At 44.6% G+C, this 20,234-nt stretch carries 16 protein-coding genes, 1 tRNA gene and 1 rRNA gene; 6 read left to right on the top strand and 12 right to left on the bottom strand.

What is annotated here, in order from left to right; translation table 11 throughout:
* The 8 genes from NL626_RS20615 to NL626_RS20580 form a co-directional block, all read right to left on the bottom strand.
* Window positions 1-607: ribosomal RNA gene (locus NL626_RS20615) — 16S ribosomal RNA — on the bottom strand; the annotation flags it as partial.
* Between the two features lie 550 nt (window positions 608-1,157).
* Window positions 1,158-2,411 (bottom strand): HD-GYP domain-containing protein, encoded by a 1,254-nt coding sequence (locus NL626_RS20610; RefSeq protein ID WP_005381029.1) that lies wholly within the window; start codon window positions 2,409-2,411, stop codon window positions 1,158-1,160.
* Window positions 2,412-2,541: 130 nt separating this feature from the next.
* Window positions 2,542-3,540 (bottom strand): LacI family DNA-binding transcriptional regulator, encoded by a 999-nt coding sequence (locus NL626_RS20605; RefSeq protein ID WP_005381031.1) that lies wholly within the window; start codon window positions 3,538-3,540, stop codon window positions 2,542-2,544.
* A gap of 104 nt (window positions 3,541-3,644) precedes the next feature.
* On the bottom strand, window positions 3,645-4,400 hold the full coding sequence (gene chbG, locus NL626_RS20600) for a chitin disaccharide deacetylase (protein WP_137282378.1): 756 nt from the start codon (window positions 4,398-4,400) through the stop codon (window positions 3,645-3,647).
* Window positions 4,401-4,418: 18 nt separating this feature from the next.
* A complete protein-coding gene (locus tag NL626_RS20595) occupies window positions 4,419-5,741 on the bottom strand; it encodes a 6-phospho-beta-glucosidase (RefSeq protein ID WP_253657694.1) in 1,323 nt (440 codons plus the stop codon).
* Between the two features lie 12 nt (window positions 5,742-5,753).
* Entirely contained in the window at window positions 5,754-6,065 is a 312-nt protein-coding gene (locus tag NL626_RS20590) for a PTS lactose/cellobiose transporter subunit IIA (RefSeq protein ID WP_031777269.1), read from the bottom strand.
* Window positions 6,066-6,116: 51 nt separating this feature from the next.
* Complete coding sequence (locus NL626_RS20585; protein WP_213872891.1) at window positions 6,117-7,451, bottom strand: PTS sugar transporter subunit IIC; 1,335 nt, start codon at window positions 7,449-7,451, stop codon at window positions 6,117-6,119.
* Window positions 7,452-7,538: 87 nt separating this feature from the next.
* On the bottom strand, window positions 7,539-7,844 hold the full coding sequence (locus NL626_RS20580) for a PTS sugar transporter subunit IIB (RefSeq protein WP_025767645.1): 306 nt from the start codon (window positions 7,842-7,844) through the stop codon (window positions 7,539-7,541).
* Window positions 7,845-8,091: 247 nt separating this feature from the next.
* Between NL626_RS20580 and NL626_RS20575 the strand changes: the two genes are divergently transcribed.
* Complete coding sequence (locus NL626_RS20575) at window positions 8,092-9,375, top strand: carbohydrate-binding protein (RefSeq protein ID WP_253657693.1); 1,284 nt, start codon at window positions 8,092-8,094, stop codon at window positions 9,373-9,375.
* A 247-nt stretch (window positions 9,376-9,622) separates the two neighbouring features.
* On the opposite strand, the gene NL626_RS20570 is transcribed toward NL626_RS20575, so the two are convergent.
* Together NL626_RS20570 and NL626_RS20565 are read right to left on the bottom strand one after the other, a co-directional pair.
* Window positions 9,623-9,707 (bottom strand) — tRNA-Leu (locus NL626_RS20570).
* A 190-nt stretch (window positions 9,708-9,897) separates the two neighbouring features.
* A complete protein-coding gene (locus NL626_RS20565) occupies window positions 9,898-10,563 on the bottom strand; it encodes an SDR family NAD(P)-dependent oxidoreductase (RefSeq protein ID WP_253657692.1) in 666 nt (221 codons plus the stop codon).
* Between the two features lie 227 nt (window positions 10,564-10,790).
* Between NL626_RS20565 and NL626_RS20560 the strand changes: the two genes are divergently transcribed.
* Complete coding sequence (locus NL626_RS20560; protein ID WP_005385537.1) at window positions 10,791-12,059, top strand: DUF2254 domain-containing protein; 1,269 nt, start codon at window positions 10,791-10,793, stop codon at window positions 12,057-12,059.
* A gap of 184 nt (window positions 12,060-12,243) precedes the next feature.
* Entirely contained in the window at window positions 12,244-12,723 is a 480-nt protein-coding gene (locus NL626_RS20555) for an RDD family protein (protein ID WP_005381070.1), read from the top strand.
* A gap of 87 nt (window positions 12,724-12,810) precedes the next feature.
* Here NL626_RS20555 and lptG read toward each other — a convergent pair whose 3' ends face one another.
* Both lptG and lptF read right to left on the bottom strand, forming a co-directional pair.
* Entirely contained in the window at window positions 12,811-13,881 is a 1,071-nt protein-coding gene (gene lptG / locus NL626_RS20550; RefSeq protein WP_005381071.1) for an LPS export ABC transporter permease LptG, read from the bottom strand.
* A 3-nt stretch (window positions 13,882-13,884) separates the two neighbouring features.
* Window positions 13,885-14,985, bottom strand: coding sequence for an LPS export ABC transporter permease LptF (gene lptF / locus NL626_RS20545; RefSeq protein WP_253657691.1), 1,101 nt, complete (start codon window positions 14,983-14,985; stop codon window positions 13,885-13,887).
* 200 nt (window positions 14,986-15,185) lie between these two features.
* Between lptF and pepA the strand changes: the two genes are divergently transcribed.
* The 3 genes from pepA to NL626_RS20530 all read left to right on the top strand — a co-directional run bounded on the left by pepA (window position 15,186) and on the right by NL626_RS20530 (window position 20,214).
* Window positions 15,186-16,694: a leucyl aminopeptidase gene (gene pepA / locus NL626_RS20540; protein ID WP_005381073.1), complete on the top strand. Its 1,509-nt coding sequence runs from the start codon at window positions 15,186-15,188 to the stop codon at window positions 16,692-16,694.
* Window positions 16,695-16,809: 115 nt separating this feature from the next.
* Complete coding sequence (locus NL626_RS20535) at window positions 16,810-17,259, top strand: DNA polymerase III subunit chi (RefSeq protein ID WP_031777270.1); 450 nt, start codon at window positions 16,810-16,812, stop codon at window positions 17,257-17,259.
* A gap of 96 nt (window positions 17,260-17,355) precedes the next feature.
* On the top strand, window positions 17,356-20,214 hold the full coding sequence (locus tag NL626_RS20530) for a valine--tRNA ligase (protein ID WP_253657690.1): 2,859 nt from the start codon (window positions 17,356-17,358) through the stop codon (window positions 20,212-20,214).
* Window positions 20,215-20,234: the final 20 nt, after the last annotated feature.

Below are 20,234 nucleotides of genomic sequence, written 5' to 3'. Positions count from 1 at the left end.
CTTAACAAACCACCTGCATGCGCTTTACGCCCAGTAATTCCGATTAACGCTCGCACCCTCCGTATTACCGCGGCTGCTGGCACGGAGTTAGCCGGTGCTTCTTCTGTCGCTAACGTCAAATAATGCAGCTATTAACTACACTACCTTCCTCACGACTGAAAGTGCTTTACAACCCGAAGGCCTTCTTCACACACGCGGCATGGCTGCATCAGGCTTGCGCCCATTGTGCAATATTCCCCACTGCTGCCTCCCGTAGGAGTCTGGACCGTGTCTCAGTTCCAGTGTGGCTGATCATCCTCTCAGACCAGCTAGGGATCGTCGCCTTGGTGAGCCCTTACCTCACCAACTAGCTAATCCCACCTAGGCATATCCTGACGCGAGAGGCCCGAAGGTCCCCCTCTTTGGCCCGTAGGCATCATGCGGTATTAGCCATCGTTTCCAATGGTTATCCCCCACATCAGGGCAATTTCCTAGGCATTACTCACCCGTCCGCCGCTCGACGCCGTTATCGTTCCCCGAAGGTTCAGATAACTCGTTTCCGCTCGACTTGCATGTGTTAGGCCTGCCGCCAGCGTTCAATCTGAGCCATGATCAAACTCTTCAATTTAAGATTTTGTTCGGCTCAATGAATACTGAACATTCCTTTCGCTAATAAATAGCAGAAGTAATGTTTGAATTGACTGTGCTCTTATTGGTTTTTACTTTTGAAAAAGTAAAACAAAACAGCTCAAGGCTGCTTCCCAATTCGAATGGTCACTTCGTATCATTGAAACCTAAATTGTTTCCGAAGAAACTATTTGGATTATCATCAACGAGTGCCCACACAGATTGATAGGTCTATATTGTTAAAGAGCTTGCTTTGCGAGAAGTTTTTATCTCAAAGCGGAGGTGCATTCTAGCGATTTAGTCGTTAGTGTCAAACACTTTTTTAAACTAATTTTTTGTAGAAGCTTTTTACCTCTTCGACCCTGCTAAAGCCTTGTGGCGTCTGCCGTGTCGATGGATGCGCATTATAGGGAGAAGATTTTCTTTGGCAATACTAAAAGTGCATTTTTTCTAAAAAAACATGCCAAATGGATACTTTCCATCCAACCCTAAAATTACCCAGAAATAACACTCAGGATTTATACAATTTACCCACAAAAAGCTGTGGATAACTACTCATCACTATCAAAGAAATAAGAAATACGCGAACGCGGATTTAGATACTCTTTTACTTTATCCGGTAATTTTGACGGATGAATCGCGTTAACTATCTTTATATCTTTTGAGGCAAGATCAATGATTGGCGCTTGCGTCCTTGGTACTGATGGATCGTAAACCAAGACATTCGGGAATAATAGATGCGATGCATTCACTGAGATAACCAGGCCGACCATATTATTAGAAAGCTGAACTACGGTACCCGGAGGAAACACGCCCATAAACTTAATTAGGATGTTCAGGTTCTCTTCTTTATATAGGTGTTTACAGTTCTTATATAAATGAGAGAGTGCGGTATAAGGAATCTTTTGATCTGAGACTATCGGTGTATGACACAAGTTATCAAACGCATTGGCTACAGCAATAATTTGAGCAAACTCGTTGATCTCATCTCCTTTCAGGCCTTTAGGATAACCAGACCCATCTCTTAGCTCATGGTGCTGCGCAATCACAATTCTCGCGACTTCGGGAAAAGCCTCGATTTGACTCGCAAGATCGACGCCATATTTAGTGTGCAACTTTAAGTAGTTGGTTTCTGGCTCTGTTAGAGGTAGTTGCTTTCTTAATATTGCAGTCGGGATTTTTATTTTCCCGATATCATGGAATAGTGCGGAGAAGGAAAGCTCTTTCAACTGTGCTGCTGAGTACCCTTTAGCACGGCCAATCATCATCGAGATAACAGCCACGTTCAATGAGTGGAAATAAATATCTTCAAACTCATTTTTTCCGTTCATCAGGTGTAACGTAACATTATCATCGCACATTAACTTCTCGACGATATCTTCAATAAGAAGCTTTGCTTCATCAACTGCTGCTGTCGGACGGTTACGGATTTTAGTCATGACTGAACGCATACGTGCCAGAGAGCGCTCAAACTCTTTTTCACACTGAATCACGCGTCGACGGTATGCACTTAACTTTTCTATGCGGTTCTGTTTTTCTTGCCACATTTTTTGAGTTTCATGATCTAACGACGCTTCATTTGTTACTCTGTCAGCTTGTCTTTGATCAACAGGGAGTGGAACGGCATCGCTTTGCTCTGGATTAAAGTAAACGAACTTTACGCCGAGGTGGCGGATCATCTCGACTTGCTCTTGGTCTTTAATCTTAAAGCTATTGAGTAGAAAGGGGTGATCGTTCCACTTTAGCGGAAGACGGATATGTAATCCGGGTTGAATACGATCGACCGTTAGTTTAATGGCTGCCACTTATTCACTACTGATTTATATTTCTTAAGAGAGTTAGAATACTAGTAAATTTTGTGAATAAATTCATCAGTAACTATCAAAACATCAAACCGTTATTTCTAAGCGACTCACTTAATTAGATAGAAGTAAGCTACTTTAAGGAGCGATCTGCTTTGCGTATTTTAAGCTTGGCCTCGAACACTGGCTTGTCTATTACTTCTTGATCTTTGACTAGCCCCATTAACGTTTGTACCGCTACACGGGCCATGTCACTGATAGGAAAGTGCACTGCTGATACTGTAGGGTAAAGACTTTCACAAAGATCAACACTGTCAAAGCTAGTTAATGAGATTTGCTCTGGTACAGAAATACTGTGCTCGTGTAAGTACTGCATTGCGCCAACCGTCATTTCTTCACTGCACGAAAAGACAGCCGTCACATCAGGGTGTCGTTGTAAAATTGCAGCCATTGCATCATAACCACTTTGCCGACCATAATTCCCTTCTTCACACCAGCTTTCATCAATATCTATACCAGCATCCTTCATTGCATCAATATACCCAAGCTTTCTCAATACACTGTTATGACGTTGGGATGGACCGGCAATACAAGCAATCTTTCGATGACCACCAGCTAAAAGGTGCTCAACGGCAATACGGCTTGCATGATGATGGTTAAAGGTAACACAACGCTCTTCTATTCCTTCCACGTAGCGATCCAGGAGAACGAAAGGTGTAGGCTGTTTAGCTAATTCACGTAAGTCATCATCTGACAAATAACGACTATGAAGTACATAGCCGTCACAACGTAAATCATTAAAACGCTGAATTGCCTCTTTTTCACCTTGTGCAGAATGATGGCCTTGAGCTGTAATCAAAAACTTCTTATGAATATCCAGCTCGGTCTGAACCTGCTCCATCATCTCGCCAAAGAAGCCCCCCGTATAGTAAGTCACCAATAACCCAACCATATTACTGGATGAGGTTGCGAGTGAACGAGCAATTGCACTGGGACGATAATTCAATTGCGCCATAGCTTGCTCTACTTTTTTTCGAGTTTCCTCGCGAAATTTCCCCTCTCCATTAATAATTCGAGAAACGGTAGAGCGATTTACACCGGCGAGTTCGGCTACATCTTTAATCCTTGCCATAATGCTATTGGGTCCAACTGCAATTGTTATTAAATATTCGTTTGTATAGAACGGCTGCCAGCAATTCGTAAGGTGCTATAGGGGGCGAAGCTGGCAGCCTTTAATCATACACTGACCATTTGATTGGTAGAAACAAGCTCAGAGTAATCCGTGACAGTTATACCATGATGAGCTAACTGTTCTTTTAAAATGGGAGAGGTAAGAACTTGTAACTCTAGCTCTCGCTGAAGCGCATAACCACTCTTTAAGATAAGCGCCTGATCGGCCTCTGCCGGGTGGCACATCACCTCAACCAAGTCATAGTCAGCTTTTAAGCTCAATAGATGTGCCATTAAGCCATCCAAGCTCACTTTTTGATCATAAAACTCATCAGTAAAGATATACCTGATTGTCATCGATTCTTGACACAAGCCAGTGCCCCGCAGTGGCACTCGGTATTCATTCGCTACTTCTTTAATAACGGGCAAAATTTGAGGGTGAGTATGCGCGTGATGATGGCTATCTAAGTGGCTTAGCTCTAACCCAAGCGATAAAAAATGTTCCACCTGAGCTTTTGCTTCATCATAAACGACCTGAGTTTCGAAGTCCTGCTTACTCCAAAGTTCGTCATAGTTGATAAAGTGCGCTCGGCCGTTGGTCAAGTTAGGATGCTTCGTTATAGGCACACCTGCTGTAAACCTAAGATGAACGCCAACTTTCAAGCCTGGATTATGGCGAGCTAGTTCTAAGGCATGTTGCTCAGCATCCATACCCACCATCATGGTGGTTGAATGAACCACACCTTGCTGATGAGCTTTAACGATGCCGTTATTTACACCTCTCGTTAAACCAAAATCATCAGCATTAAAAATGACTTTCATTGGCGTCCTTCCTTAGTACTACAACGTCGTTAGTTTAAATTGAGGTAAATACGGAGCGTTCACCGCTAGGATATCATCCAGGATTGACTTGGCGCGGCCAATGTCAGGCACCAATGGGTTATTGGTTAATGCCATAAGCGCCTTGTCATAATTGCCTTCGACAGCAGCTTCTATTGTTAGCTGCTCATACGCTTTAACTTGATGGAGTAATCCTTTGATATTGTTTGACAACTCGCCAACCGCAAGAGGTTTCGCCCCCCAGTTACCAATCACCGCACTACATTCAATCACAGCATCGTCAGGTAGGCCGTTGATCGCTCCATTATTTAAAACGTTAACAACATGAATACTATTACGATTGTTATAAATTGAATCAACTAGGTTCAGTGATGCATCAGAATAATAAGCACCACCCCGCTCCTCTAACTCTTTCGGCTTATGATCGAGGGTAGGATCTTGATAGAGCTTAAACAGCGCATTTTCTGTTTCCATTACCTGCTCAGCACGAGTGCCTTTTTCATCGGCACTTTGTTTCTCTTCAGCAAGCATGGCATCAGTTTGGTAGAAGTAACGATGATAAGGACATGGTATCGCCCCCAGTGCTTTTAGAAATGCCGGATCCCACGGCTCTTCCCAGATATTCTTCATACTGAAGTTGGCACCATCACCGACTTTCTCTAATACCGTTTGAGTAATATCTTCCCCATTGAGCCATGCTTTGTGTACCCACACGAGATGGTTTAACCCAGCAAACTCAAGCTGTAGCTCTTTTGGCTCGCACTCCATCATTTCTGCAATCATCATTTCCATTGAAACGGGCACATTGCATAAACCAATACTCTTTACTTTGGTGTACTTACTGACCGCTTCGGAAACTAAACCCGCTGGGTTGGTGAAATTGAGCATCCATGCGTTTGGAGCCAACTCTTCAATGTCTTTACAGATATCAAGAATGACCGGAATGGTTCGCAGTGCTTTAGCAAAACCACCAGGGCCCGTTGTTTCTTGGCCGATGACGTCGTACTTGATTGGGATTCGCTCATCATTAGCGCGAGCAGCAAGGCCACCAACACGAAACTGCGTCATCACAAAATCCGCATCTTTTATCGCAGCACGGCGATCGAAACCGGCTTTTATCTCAATTTTTGCTCCGGCTTTATCGACCATTCGCTGAGCCAATCCTTTGATGATCTCAAGCTTCTCAGCTCCTGACTCAATGTCCACAAAATGGATTTTCTTAACGGGTAAATATTCTAAGCGCTTAATAACCCCTTCAACCAATTCCGGGGTATAGCTACTACCACCGCCAATAATGGCAAGTTTGATCGCCTCTCTAGACATTTTCATCCCCCTTTACTTGTTCGAGATTTTTTTGTTCAGTGCGACGATTTCTACAGCCATCTCTTGAGCCAAAATCGTAGTCATCAGGTGATCTTGAGCATGCACCATCACTAACGTCATCGGGACTTTCCCTTCTCCCTGATCTTCTTCAATAAGCTGAGTCTGTATTAAGTGGGCTTTATTAATGCACTCTCTTGCTTGAGAGAGCTTCTCGTCAGCCGCTTCAAAATCTTGCTCTCGAGATAAACGTAATGCCTCGTAGCTTAAACTTCTGGCTTCACCAGCATTGCAAATGATCTCCATTACAACCAATTCTTGTTCCATCATTTTCTCTCCGAAAATCGGGCCGCGGTAATTGCGGCCCATTAAGCACAGTTAAGCAGTAACGCCTTCGCCTGACGGGTGCGTGTCACCTTTAGTTTCCTTCGTCGTTGGTAGTTCTTGCTCCAACATTTGCTTCTCAAACATTTTGAAGAATGGGAAGTAGATGATTAGATCAAGAATTAATAAGCCAATGACGAGCAATACTGGCGCAAAGGTCCAACCGCTACCCCACGAAGCACCTATCAGTGCCGGTGTTGTCCAAGGTGTTGTAGCGACACCCATACCCACAAAGCCGACATGCACAGCAAAATACGCAATCGTAGCGTTGATGACTGGAGCGAAGACGAACGGGATAAACAAGGTCGGGTTCATCACAACTGGGCTACCGAAGATCACAGGTTCGTTGATTTGGAAAAAGCCAGGCACCGCACTCATTCGACCAATGCTCTTAAGGTGAACAGAACGGCTAAACGACATCAGCATAACAAGAGCAAGTGTTGCACCAGAGCCGCCAATAAAGATGTAAAAATCCCAGAACGGTTGAGTAAATACGTTTGGAATCGGTTCACCTGCAACAAAGGCTTCAATGTTGGCACCAATGTTGGTCAAAAAGATTGGAGAAAGCAGTCCAACAACAATTGCAGCACCATGAATACCCGCAAACCAAAGTAGCTGGCAAAGCAATAAAGCGCCAATAATGGCAGGCAATGAGTTAGACGCACTAATTAGCGGTTTAAAGATAGCCATAACAGCATCTGGAATCAGCATGTCGTACTGGGTTTGTACGAAAAGGCTAAGTGGATATAAGGTAATGAATATCGCTAAGACTGGTAGCAATACTTCAAATGATCGCGCAATCGCCGGTGGCACCTGCTCTGGCATGCGAATCGTAATATTGTGCTTTTTCATAAAACGGTAGAGCTCCACCGAGAAAAATGCACACATCACTGCGGTGAAGATCCCGGTTCCGCCCATGTGAGACATAGACAACGCGCCATCTTTAGCTGGGGCCGCAATGAGTAAAAAAGACATTAGTGACAATACAGCACTCGTGATCCCATCCATCTTGTAAGCCTTCGCTAAACTATAAGCAACGCCCAGCGAAACAAAAATGGTCATGATCCCCATCGACATGTTGTAGGGCATCATTATGGTATCAAAATGTGTAGTGGCGAAATCGAGCCAAATTCGACCAAAAGTAAAGGTTGTATCTTCGGCAAATGGGGGGAATGCAAAAATCAAAATGAAACTACCGACAATAATAAACGGCATTGCGACAATAAAACCGTCTCTCATTGCGCGAACATGGGGCTGATTCCCCACTTTAGCTGCTATAGGGGCTATATGCTTTTCGACTGCGCCTATAATTGCGTCATAAAGCTTCATAGAATCCATCCTTATTTTAGGCAAAAGAATCCCGCATCAAATATTTATATTTGATGTACAGTTATCTTTTTAATTTAAAACTATAGTTTAGTTAATTAATTCTAATGCTTGCTCTAGTACTTCTTCTCCCTTCATCATTCCATAATGCTGAGGAGAAATAGCATCAATGTTTTTACCATGCTCTTGCGCCGTTTTTCTTAGCTCTTCTAGCTGAAAACGTACTTGAGGCCCGAGAAGACAAACATCGTACTCTTTAATTGCATCTTCAAACGCATTCACTGACATTGCATCAATTTTGCACTCAATTCCTTTATTTTCAGCAGCTTGCTCCATTTTCTTAACAAGCATACTGGTGGACATCCCTGCGCTACAGCATAAAAGGATCTTTTTCATAGCCTTACTCCCGTTGTGTAAATTTCAACCAGTAAAAACTGTAGCAAAAATAACCAAGACAAAAAAGCGCAACCGGTTGCATTATTCGTGAACACAATCCCAATTTAGAAAATACTACCTATTTTTTTGTAATTATTTAGGTCTAGGATAAAAGTCATAAAATAATTTAAGACATCACATTAAGTTTCAAATTATCAATATTTTACTACTGACAACGTCGTTATTAATTTCTTAAAAGGAATAGAGAATGAAATTTAATAAATTGGCTATTGCAGCGCTTGTAAGTGCCGCACTATCACAACACTCATTTGCTCAAACCGACTCTAAAGGCACCATTTATCTAACGTTTGATGATGGACCAATCAATGCATCTATTGACGTTATTCAAGTACTTAACCAGGAAGATATCAAAGCGACGTTTTACTTTAATGCTTGGCATTTAGATGGAATTGGTGATGAGAATGAAGACCGTTCCCTAGAAGCCTTAAAGCTCGCATTAGACACTGGTCATATTGTTGCGAACCACAGTTACGATCACATGGTGCACAACTGCGTGGATGATTTTGGACCGAACAGTGCTGCGGAGTGTAATGCGACCGGGGACCACCAGCTTAACTCGTATCAAGATCCTGTTTACGATGCCTCAATGTTTACGGAAAACTTATCTGTGTTAGCAAAGTATTTGCCGAACATTACAAGCTACCCGAACTACAAGGCAACAGAGTTTGCTAGACTGCCCTACACCAACGGTTGGCGAGTGACGAAAGACTTCAAAGCAGATGGGTTATGTGCCACGTCTGATGGCCTGAAACCTTGGGAACCAGGATATGTATGCGATACATCCAACCCATCCAACAGTGTAAAAGCAGCTATCGAGGTTCAAAATATCCTAGCGAATAACGGCTATCAAACTCACGGTTGGGATGTGGACTGGGCACCTGAAAATTGGGGCATTGAAATGCCAGCAAACAGCCTTACAGAAGCAGAAGCATTTCTTGGATATGTGGATTCCGCGTTAAACACTTGTGCACCAACAACGATTAACCCGATCAACTCCAAAGCTCAAGAGTTCCCATGTGGTACACCTTTACACGCCGATAAAGTTATCGTATTAACTCACGAGTTCCTATTTGAAGATGGTAAGCGTGGCATGGGTGCAACGCAAAACTTACCTAAGCTCGCTAAGTTTATACAGTTAGCAAAACAAGCGGGTTATGACTTCGACACAATGGATAACTACACACCGAACTGGCAAGTTGGTCATAACTACGACGCTGGCGATTACGTCTTACACCTAGGTACTGTATACCAGGCTGTAACAAACCATACTGCACAACAAGATTGGGCACCGTCTCCAACCTCTAGCCTCTGGACAAATGCGGACCCAGCCACTAACTGGACTCAGAATGTTTCCTATAAACAAGGTGATGTGGTGACTTATCAAGGTTTGCGTTATCTAGTTGATGTACCGCACGTGTCCCAAGCAGACTGGACTCCGAACACTCAGAATACCTTGTTCACAGCTCTATAGGCTGTTCCTACTATCACCATGTAGTAGTTTGCGCGAGGCATACCCCTCGCGCTTTTTTGTTTTGAAGATCCAGATACAACAAAGCCCCGACTTTCATCGAGGCTCTGTCTTAAAATATGGTACCGGTGGACGGAGTTGATTGGACTGGCATTCCTGCCGCCACCGCGAAGGCAACGCTAACTTTCTTTTGATATTTACGAACACCTAAAACGACGAAAGGCCGCTATAAAAGCGACCTTTCTATGTATGGTACCGGTGGGCGGACTTGAACCGCCACGCCCGAAGGCAACGGATTTTGAATCCGTCGTGTATACCAATTTCACCACACCGGCATCTTTGGGCTATTGCCCTTTGATGGTTGGCATTATACGTAAGCTTTTGACCTGCGCAAGCAGAAATACCTTAAATAACTATCGTTTGCTGATAATTTCGCCACAAAGTGTGACAAAGCTGTACTCATAAGAAACGTACGCTCCATTTTCTACTACTCTTCCAGATGAAAATGAGTATACGAAACTCTTTTTAAGTTCTATTCACTGTAATATCAGAAACATAACCATTCCCAATGCTCGACAACGCATTATGGAGCATCTCTGCGGCATCTTCTGCTTGCATGAAGTGACTCGTGTCCATCGTATTGCCGCTTGTTTTCCAGAATTCCGTATCCATTCCACCAGGATAAACCGCGATAATTTTCATAGGTTTTCCTTTTAGCTCCAAACGAACCGACTCAATTAATCCTTTGATGGCCCATTTCACTGCACAATACGTAGACTCTTGCGCTTTAGGTTGTTGCGCGGCTGTGGACATGATCATGACCACTTTTATTGGATGATCTTTGTAACGCTTTACTAACTCTCTTAGCACATGAATCGCAGAATTCAGGTTGTTATCAATCAACTTTTGAATCTCTTTCGGCTCCTGCTCTTCCAGTAAGCCAAAATAACCACTTCCCGCACTATGAATGACCATTTCAGGGGACTGTTTCACCCCATCAAAGAGCTGTTTCACATTTTGGTGCGATGAGAGGTTGCAAGCTTGATAACCAACGTTATGAGAGAGTTGTTTTGCTAGTGCGGATAGTTTTTCTGTATTTCTTCCTATTACATACGTCTCTTTGCCTTCCGCATCATAACGCTTTGCTAGTTCCGCACCTAAGCCGCTACTTGCACCTGTAATTACAATCATGCGCTACCTCTTTTCAATCACATACTTTTAATTCATCTATCAATTAAGGTAACAGAATCGTGGTAATTCACACCTCAAGAGCACCATTCTTTGAAGCAAGCAGCTTTCTTACTTTCGTGATGCATGAAATATCAAGCAGAACGACGGGCATTTAACCTATGCTTAAGCAAGAATAACTTTCTGAATTTTCTATCGACTTTCTAGTGAGAACTGAATAGGAGCAAAGAATGACTGGGTCAAAATGGCAGTGGTTACTGAAACAGATGACACGAAAACTGTGGGTCCGGACGTCACTCTACGCATTACTAGCTGTTGCTACCGCCTTAATGTCGATTGTTTTAAACCAGTTCATTACTCTGCCCCCTGCCATCAACGTCAGCAAGGATTTGTTGAACAACATATTAAATATCCTCGCAACCTCCATGCTTGCAGTGACTACATTCTCTCTCAATATTATGGTCTCAGCGTACAGTGCCGCTAGTGCAGGGGTAACGCCGCGAGCGACAAAACTGTTGATGGAAGACAGCACAACACAAAATGCCTTAGCAACCTTTCTTGGCTCTTTTCTATTTAGTTTGGTAGGAATTATCGCGCTAGGTATTGGGGCCTATCATCAACAAGCACAAATTTATCTATTCATCGTGACTATCGCCGTAATCGTGATGATCATACTCACTCTGCTACGTTGGATTCAGCACCTTTCCGTACTAGGAAGGGTCAGTGAAACCACTTCATACGTGGAGCAAGCCTTGTTAGATGCGATAAGAAAACGGGGCAAAGAGCGTTGGCTAGGTGCTCACCCGTGGAGCCACCCAGAACATAAACCCAGAGGAAGTAAACCTATTTTGAGCCAAGAAATTGGCTACTTACAGCATGTTGATATGCATCATCTCGATAGTATTGCTGAAGCAAACCAATGCACCATCTACCTTGAGCGACAACCGGGAAGTTTTGTGTACGTAGGTCAACCATTGGCTTGGGTTTGTGGAGAATTGCCAGACGAAAGCGAAGTAACGGCAGCCTTCACGATTCGAACGGAGCGTTCATATGATCAGGACCCTCGCTTTGGTTTAGTCGTTATGGCGGAAATCGCCTCACGAGCACTATCTCCGGCTGTAAATGATAATGGCACCGCGATTGACGTTCTTGGGCGTTCTGTACGAGCACTTTCATTATGGGGAGACCTGCTCAGTGAGCCGCCTACCAAAACTCGATATCCTAGACTATTTGTGCCCGCATTGAGCTGCCAGGATTTGTTTGATGATGTCTTTTTGCCGATAGCACACGATGGTGCAGCGCAACTCCAAATACAGATTCGCCTACAAAAGGCCTTGCTAGCTCTCTCTAGTATGCACCCTAAGTTATTTTTGTCACCAGCAATCAAGCTGTCAGAAAAAGCTTTAGAGCTTTCATTAAGCCAACATTATACCGAAGATGAGAAACACCAACTCTCTCAGCTATCTAATCTGGTCACAGACCAAAAAGCCAATGGTTAAGAGAGTCGAATTCAGTTGAAACATATTGCTGCACGGCCTCGTGTATCATGACATGTGCTGATAACGTAAGGCAGAAAAGTCTCTTCGTTTATACACAATTAAAGACTCTGTGCGTTAGGTCTCTTTTCTCTTGGTGAGGGAATCTATATTCTGACGCACAATTTTTAAGGTAAGTGATGGAATAATGACAACGTCTACAACTCTTCCACCTGCAGGTCTCTTTCGTCGACTTGCAGCGTTGATTTACGACACATTGATTATTATCGCAATTGAAATGATGGCCGCTGGTATTGTTATGGCCGTTGTGTTTGCACTAAATGCAGCAGGATTGTTGAGCTATGGCGAGTACGCTGATGCCGCAGATATGCTCGGAAAGCACCCTGTATTGAGCCCTCTATTTACACTTTATCTTGCGGGTGTGTGGATATATTTCTTTGTGTTCTTCTGGACGCGAGCAGGACAAACTCTTGGGATGCGCGCTTGGAAGCTTCGAGTTCGCAATGCCAAAGACGGAGCACCAATTACGGTAACTCAAGCTCTGATTCGTATTTCGACATCTGGCTTTGGCTTGGCAAATCTGACTGTACCGATTGATCCGAAGAAACGTGGTTTCCACGACATTTGGGCCAAAACAGAGGTAGTTGTATTACCCAAGGCAAACTAACTTGTCTAGGAACACAAAAAAGGAAGGCGTAATGCCTTCCTTTTACATTTGGTTCGGTAAAACTTGGTTTATTCGATGATGCTTCAGTTATAGCTTTCTTCGTAGCAATGCAATCGCAATAGCTAAGAACACCAAACTCGGGGCCAAAGCACCAAACACTGGGGATATGCCATACACCAAGCTTAATGGGCCAAAGAACTCACTGGATATGTAAAAAGTAAACCCGGCAACCACGCCCGACAATACCCTTGCCCCCATGGTCACGCTTCTGAGTGGACCGAAAACAAAAGATAGCGCCATTAACATCATCACAGCAATTGAAAGCGGCTGAGTCAACTTACGCCAAAACGCCAACTCATAGCGAGATGCATCTTGTTCCGATGCTTTTAGGTAAGTCACATAATCATACAAACCGCTCAGTGACAGTTCTTCTGGCTTCACGGTCACCACAGCTAGCTTATCTGGTGCCAAAGAGGTGTGCCACTCCATCTGTTCGATGTCTTGCTTTGAAATTACGTTTTCATTTTCCATGTCCGTAATTTGTACGTAGCGCATCAGCCAGTTGTTATCTTGTTGGTAGTCGACTTCTTCGGCGAAAATAACTTTTTGTAGATTCTTATCATCATCAAAACGCCACATATTTAAAGCATAAAGCTTGTCGTCTTCGACTTTACCGATAAAGATAAAGTCGTTTGCGTCACGAGCCCACACACCTGAGCGCACAGACACAATGCTACCACCTGATATCGCAAACGCACGTAAGTCACGGGCCATCTTCTGGGCCTCAGGAGCGCCCCATTGACCTAACGCCATAACGACAATCATGAGCGGGACGGCCGTTTTTAGTACCGATAACCCGATATCCAGCTTAGAGAAACCAGCAGCTTGCATCACCACCAGCTCAGAGCTTGAAGCCAACATACCTAAGCCGATCAGGGCACCGAGTAATGCCGCCATTGGAAAGAACATTTCGATATCACGCGGCACACTGAGTAACACAAAGTACAACGCATGAGTGAGGTCGTACACACCTCGCCCTACTTTACGTAGCTGTTCTACATATTTGATGATGCCCGATAAGCCAACAAACGTCGCTAAAACCAAGGCAGTGGTAGAGATGATGGTTCTACCGATGTAAAGGTCTAAGATTTTGAACACAGCTTACGCGAGCCTCTTCTTGCGGAATTTGTCTTTTATTCGTCTAGCAGCAACGCTGTCCATCATATTCGTCATGATAGCAACAATCAGCAACATCGCATTGATTGGCCACATACCAATAGCAGCCGGGATGTCACCATCTTCTAATGCAGATTTGGTTGCACTGATCGCCAAGAAATACGCTAGGTAGATCAGAATCGCAGGCCCCATTTTGGCAAACCGTCCCTGACGCGGATTCACCGCAGACAAAGGAATAACGAGCATTGTTAAGAGTGGAATACACACAAATAACGAAATTCGCCATTGTAGCTCCGCTTGCGCCTCTGGATCTGGGTGACCTATCAAGTCAACCGTTGGGTATGCTTCCCAGTCTCGCCCTTTCTTTTTGACCTCACGTTGGCCGATAACACCTTCGTATTCATCGAATTTCGTGATCATATATTCAACGCGAGTAGGCACACCTTCATAACGCGTACCTTCTTTCATAGTGATGATCTGACGACCGTCCGAAAGCTCTTTTACTTCACCAGAAGATGAGAACATCACACTCGGTAACACTGAATCTCGAGGGCGCATCTGCGCAACAAAAACGTTGCTCAAGGTATTGTCTTTAATGTCATCGATGAACACAACCGATGAACCGTCTGGTGTACCTTGGAACTGACCTTTTTTAAGTAGGTCAACGCTGTTTTCTGACGCTACCTGCTCATAAAGCTGTTCAACGCGGTCTTGAGACCACGGCGATAGCCACAACGCATTGAAAGCCGCCACCGCTGAAGTAATCAACGCTAGGTATAAGGCCGCTTGAACCAAGAATTTATTACCAATACCTGTCGCGTTCATTACGACAATTTCGCTCTCTGCATACAGACGACCAAATGTGATCAATATGCCGATATACAGACTTAAAGGCAGCATTAACAGACCCATTGCTGGCATGTTCAAACCAACAATCGAGAAAATCAATCCAGCAGGAATATCCCCATCAGAAGCATCAGCAAGAACACTTATGAATTTCTGGCTTACAAACACCAAAAAAAGTACGAAAAAAATCGCAAATTGGCTCTTGAGTGTTTCGCGGATCAAATATCTAACAATAATCACGCTGAAATTACCTATACAAAACTTGTTTTTTTGGTCGAATCACTATAGTTTCCCGTTGAACCATTTATTTTTTTAAAAATTATAAACTAGATGTTAGTCGCTTAATCAGCTCTGCATGTAAGCCTGGAGCTAAAATTCAACAAGTAAGCGATCATTATCTAACATTTAGAGCAATTTGTCTTCAGGATGTAGGAGTACGCATGGAGTTCAGTGTAAAAAGTGGCAGTCCAGAGAAACAACGTAGCGCATGTATCGTTGTTGGTGTGTTTGAACCACGTCGCCTTTCTCCAGTAGCCGAACAACTTGATAAAATCAGTGACGGTTACATCAGTTCACTACTTCGCCGTGGTGATCTAGAGGGTAAACCTGGTCAGATGCTGCTACTGCATCAAGTACCAGGTGTTTTGTCAGAGCGCGTTTTACTTGTCGGTTGCGGCAAAGAGCGTGAACTTGGCGAGCGCCAGTACAAGGAAATCATTCAAAAGACGATCAGCACACTTAACGAGACAGGCTCAATGGAAGCGGTATGTTTCCTAACTGAACTGCATGTTAAGGGTCGTGATACATACTGGAAAGTGCGCCAGGCTGTAGAAGCGACTAAAGATGGTCTATACACATTTAATCAATTCAAGAGCGTGAAACCTGAGACTCGCCGCCCACTGCGCAAGCTTGTTTTCAACGTACCAACGCGTCGTGAATTGAACTTGGGTGAAAAAGCAATCACTCATGGTCTTGCTATCGCATCAGGTGTCAAAGCCTCAAAAGACCTTGGCAACATGCCGCCAAACGTAGCTAATCCAGCTTACCTTGCTTCTCAAGCTCGTCGTCTAGCGGACGATTACGAAACCGTAACCACCAAAATTATTGGTGAGCAAGAGATGGAAAAACTGGGTATGACCTCTTACCTAGCAGTAGGCCGTGGTTCTAAAAACGAATCTATGATGTCTATCATCGAGTACAAAGGTAACCCTGACTCAGATGCAAAACCGATTGTGCTCGTAGGTAAAGGTCTAACCTTCGATTCAGGCGGTATCTCTCTAAAGCCGGGCGAAGGTATGGATGAGATGAAGTACGACATGTGTGGTGCGGCATCGGTATTCGGTACAATGAAAGCGCTAGCGAAGCTAAACCTACCAATCAACGTTATTGGTGTTCTAGCGGGCTGTGAAAACATGCCTGGCAGCAACGCTTACCGTCCAGGTGACATCCTAACGACCATGTCTGGTCAAACTGTAGAAGTTCTGAACACGGATGCTGAAGGCCGTCTTGTTCTTTGTGACGCACTGACTTACGTAGAGCGTTTCGAACCAGACTGCGTGGTTGACGTTGCAACGCTAACTGGTGCTTGTGTTATCGCACTAGGCCACCATATCAGCGGTGTAATCTCTAACCACAACCCTCTTTCTCATGAGCTAGTAAACGCTTCTGAGCAAGCGAGTGACCGTGCATGGCGTCTACCAATGGCAGACGAGTACCACGAACAGTTGAAGAGCCCGTTTGCGGATATGGCAAACATTGGTGGTCGCCCTGGTGGCACAATTACTGCGGGTTGCTTCTTATCTAAGTTCGCGAAGAAGTATAACTGGGCACACGTCGATATCGCAGGTACCGCGTGGAAATCAGGCGCAGCGAAAGGCTCAACGGGCCGTCCTGTCTCAATGCTTGTCCAATTCCTTTTGAACCGCAGCGGCCAAGAGACAGAAGAGTAATTTCTGAACAGAATCTAAAAGGGCCGCAAGGCCCTTTTTTATTATCCTAATTTTCTAAAATGAAAGTGGGACTTAAGATGGTCTTAGGAAGAGACCCAAGGCAAGTGAGAGAATGATGCAAACTGCAACCTTCTACATCATTAACGAAGAGAGCCCGCAAGCAACGGTGGCTGGCTTTGAAGAATACATCGTGTTTTTGGCTCAGCACTTTGCTCGCCAAGGCGCTAAAGTGTATTTAAACTGCCAAGACAAACCACACGCCGAGCAGCTCGCTGAAGCCTTTTGGCAAGTTGATGCAGACAAGTTCATGGCACATAACCTCGTAGGCGAGGGACCGAAATACGCCACCAATATTGAAATCGGCCATGAAGGTGTAAAACCTAATTGGAACCGTCAGCTGGTAATTAATTTGGCGGAAAATGAGACAACCTTTGCGAACAAGTTTGCTCAAGTGGTAGACTTCGTGCCCTGCGAAGAAAAAGCTAAACAACTCGCAAGAGAAAGATATAAAATTTACCGTCAAGCAGGTTACCAGCTGCAAACGATCGAAATTCAATATCCTTAACGGTCAATCCTTATAGTTAAGGCGATCTTGTTAAGATCCCTCACTTATAAAGATTGACTAAGATTCAACCATCAACGTATCCATTAAAAGAGCGCTATGGAAAAGACATACAACCCAACTTCAATCGAACAAGCTCTGTATCAGACTTGGGAAGAGAAAGGCTACTTTAAGCCACACGGTGACACTACTAAAGAATCATACAGCATCATGATCCCGCCACCGAACGTCACTGGTAGCCTACACATGGGCCACGCGTTCCAAGATACGATCATGGATACGCTTATCCGTTGTGAACGTATGAAGGGTAAAAACACCCTTTGGCAAGTAGGTACTGACCACGCTGGTATCGCAACTCAGATGGTTGTTGAGCGTAAGATCGCTGCAGAAGAAGGCAAAACAAAACACGATTACGGTCGTGAAGCTTTCATCGACAAAATCTGGGAATGGAAAGGCGAATCTGGCGGCACTATCACTAAGCAGCTTCGTCGTCTTGGCGCATCTGTAGACTGGGATCGTGAACGCTTTACGATGGACGATGGTCTATCTAACGCCGTTCAAGAAGTCTTCGTACGTCTATACGAAGACGATCTAATCTACCGCGGTAAGCGTCTGGTTAACTGGGATCCAAAGCTACACACAGCGATTTCAGATCTAGAAGTAGAGAACAAAGACACTAAAGGTCACATGTGGCACTTCCGCTACCCACTAGCAGATGGCGCTAAAACAGCGGATGGCAAAGACTACATCGTTGTTGCAACGACTCGTCCAGAGACCGTGCTAGGCGATACGGGTGTTGCAGTTAACCCAGAAGATCCACGTTACAAAGATCTTATAGGTAAAGAAATCATCCTTCCTATCGTTGATCGTCGCATCCCAATCGTGGGCGATGAGCACGCAGATATGGAAAAAGGTACTGGCTGTGTGAAAATCACACCTGCGCACGACTTCAACGACTACGAAGTTGGTAAGCGCCACCAGCTACCAATGATCAACATTCTGACTTTCGACGCGAACATCCGCGACTCAGCAGAAGTATTCAACACTAACGGCGAAGCAAGCGACGCTTACAGCACTGAGCTACCAGCTAAATACCACGGTATGGAGCGTTTTGCCGCTCGTAAAGCTATCGTTGCTGAATTCGACGAGCTAGGCCTACTTGAAGAAGTGAAAGATCACGATCTACAAGTTCCTTACGGCGACCGTGGTGGCGTGGTTATCGAACCAATGCTAACTGACCAATGGTACGTACGTACTGCGCCTCTAGCGAAAACCGCAGTTGAAGCAGTAGAAAACGGCGACATCCAATTCGTTCCTAAGCAATACGAAAACATGTACTTCTCTTGGATGCGTGACGTTCAAGACTGGTGTATCTCTCGTCAGCTATGGTGGGGTCACCGCATCCCAGCTTGGTACGACAACCAAGGTAATGTTTACGTAGGTCGCACTGAAGAAGAAGTTCGTAAGAACAACAACCTAGAGTCTGTCATTGAACTTCACCAAGACGAAGACGTACTGGATACGTGGTTCTCTTCTGCACTATGGACGTTCGGTACTCAAGGTTGGCCAGAGCAAACTGACGATCTGAAAGTATTCCACCCTTCAGACGTTCTAGTAACTGGTTTCGACATCATCTTCTTCTGGGTTGCGCGCATGATCATGATGACCATGCACTTCGTGAAAGACGAAAACGGCAAGCCACAAGTACCATTTAAAACGGTTTACGTTACTGGTCTAATCCGTGACGAAAACGGCGACAAGATGTCTAAGTCGAAAGGTAACGTACTTGACCCAATCGACATGATCGATGGTATCGACCTAGAGTCTCTCGTAGAGAAGCGTTGTGGCAACATGATGCAGCCTCAACTAGCGAAGAAGATCGAGAAGAACACTCGTAAGACGTTTGAAAACGGTATCGAAGCATACGGTACAGACGCACTGCGTTTCACTCTTGCAGCAATGGCATCAACAGGTCGTGATATCAACTGGGATATGAAGCGTCTTGAGGGTTACCGTAATTTCTGTAACAAACTATGGAACGCAAGCCGTTACGTAATGATGAACACAGAAGAGCAAGATTGTGGCTTCAACGGTGGTGAGATTGAATACTCACTAGCAGACAAATGGATCGAGTCTCAGTTTGAACTTGCAGCGAAAGCGTTCAACAACCATATCGACAACTTCCGTCTAGATATGGCTGCGAACACGCTTTACGAATTCATCTGGAACCAATTCTGTGACTGGTACCTAGAGCTAACTAAACCCGTTCTATGGAAAGGTACTGAAGCGCAACAGCGTGGTACTCGCCGTACACTCATCACGGTTCTTGAGAAGACGCTACGTCTAGCTCACCCAGTGATTCCTTACATCACTGAAACTATCTGGCAAAGCATCAAGCCATTAGTTGAAGGTGTAGAAGGCGAGACAATCATGCTGCAAGCACTGCCTCAATTCGACGAAGCAAACTTCAACCAAGAAGCGCTAGGTGATATCGAATGGGTGAAAGCGTTCATTACCAGCATCCGTAACCTACGTGCTGAATACGACATCAACCCTGGTAAGCCGCTTGACGTTATGCTGAAAGCAGCAAACGCAGAAGACGCTGCGCGTCTAGAAGCAAACAAACAAGTACTAATGTCTCTAGCGAAACTAGAATCTGTACGCGTACTTGCTGCTGACGAAGAAACGCCAGCGTGTGCAACAGCATTGGTTGCTAAGTCTGAGCTAATGATCCCAATGGCAGGTCTGATCGACAAAGATGCTGAGCTTGCTCGTCTAGATGGCGAAATCAAGAAGACGCACGGCGAAATCAAGCGTATCGAAGGCAAACTGGGCAACGAAGGCTTTGTAGCGAAAGCACCTGAAGCTGTTGTTGCTAAAGAGCGTGAGAAGCTTGAAGGCTACAAAGAGACACTAGCTAAGCTAGAAGAGCAGAAGACAACGATCGCTGCACTTTAAGCCTCAGTGAAAGAGAAGAA

The organism is Vibrio sp. Y58_MX_L22 (assembly GCF_024181865.1).
In the GTDB taxonomy this organism is placed as follows: Bacteria; Pseudomonadota; Gammaproteobacteria; order Enterobacterales; family Vibrionaceae; genus Vibrio; species Vibrio alginolyticus.
The sequence above is the reverse complement of the archived record's forward strand: the minus strand, read 5'-3'. Positions and strand labels throughout refer to the sequence as shown.

What these genes read in the sequence shown, in the direction of transcription:
- NL626_RS20605 (WP_005381031.1), bottom strand. Translation starts at nt 3,540, where the DNA reads ATGGCAAGGATTAAAGATGTAGCCGAACTCGCCGGTGTAAATCGCTCT.
- chbG (WP_137282378.1), bottom strand. Translation starts at nt 4,400, where the DNA reads ATGAAAGTCATTTTTAATGCTGATGATTTTGGTTTAACGAGAGGTGTA.
- NL626_RS20595 (WP_253657694.1), bottom strand. Translation starts at nt 5,741, where the DNA reads ATGTCTAGAGAGGCGATCAAACTTGCCATTATTGGCGGTGGTAGTAGC.
- NL626_RS20590 (WP_031777269.1), bottom strand. Translation starts at nt 6,065, where the DNA reads ATGGAACAAGAATTGGTTGTAATGGAGATCATTTGCAATGCTGGTGAA.
- NL626_RS20585 (WP_213872891.1), bottom strand. Translation starts at nt 7,451, where the DNA reads ATGAAGCTTTATGACGCAATTATAGGCGCAGTCGAAAAGCATATAGCC.
- NL626_RS20580 (WP_025767645.1), bottom strand. Translation starts at nt 7,844, where the DNA reads ATGAAAAAGATCCTTTTATGCTGTAGCGCAGGGATGTCCACCAGTATG.
- NL626_RS20575 (WP_253657693.1), top strand. Translation starts at nt 8,092, where the DNA reads ATGAAATTTAATAAATTGGCTATTGCAGCGCTTGTAAGTGCCGCACTA.
- NL626_RS20565 (WP_253657692.1), bottom strand. Translation starts at nt 10,563, where the DNA reads ATGATTGTAATTACAGGTGCAAGTAGCGGCTTAGGTGCGGAACTAGCA.
- NL626_RS20560 (WP_005385537.1), top strand. Translation starts at nt 10,791, where the DNA reads ATGACTGGGTCAAAATGGCAGTGGTTACTGAAACAGATGACACGAAAA.
- NL626_RS20555 (WP_005381070.1), top strand. Translation starts at nt 12,244, where the DNA reads ATGACAACGTCTACAACTCTTCCACCTGCAGGTCTCTTTCGTCGACTT.
- pepA (WP_005381073.1), top strand. Translation starts at nt 15,186, where the DNA reads ATGGAGTTCAGTGTAAAAAGTGGCAGTCCAGAGAAACAACGTAGCGCA.
- NL626_RS20535 (WP_031777270.1), top strand. Translation starts at nt 16,810, where the DNA reads ATGCAAACTGCAACCTTCTACATCATTAACGAAGAGAGCCCGCAAGCA.
- NL626_RS20530 (WP_253657690.1), top strand. Translation starts at nt 17,356, where the DNA reads ATGGAAAAGACATACAACCCAACTTCAATCGAACAAGCTCTGTATCAG.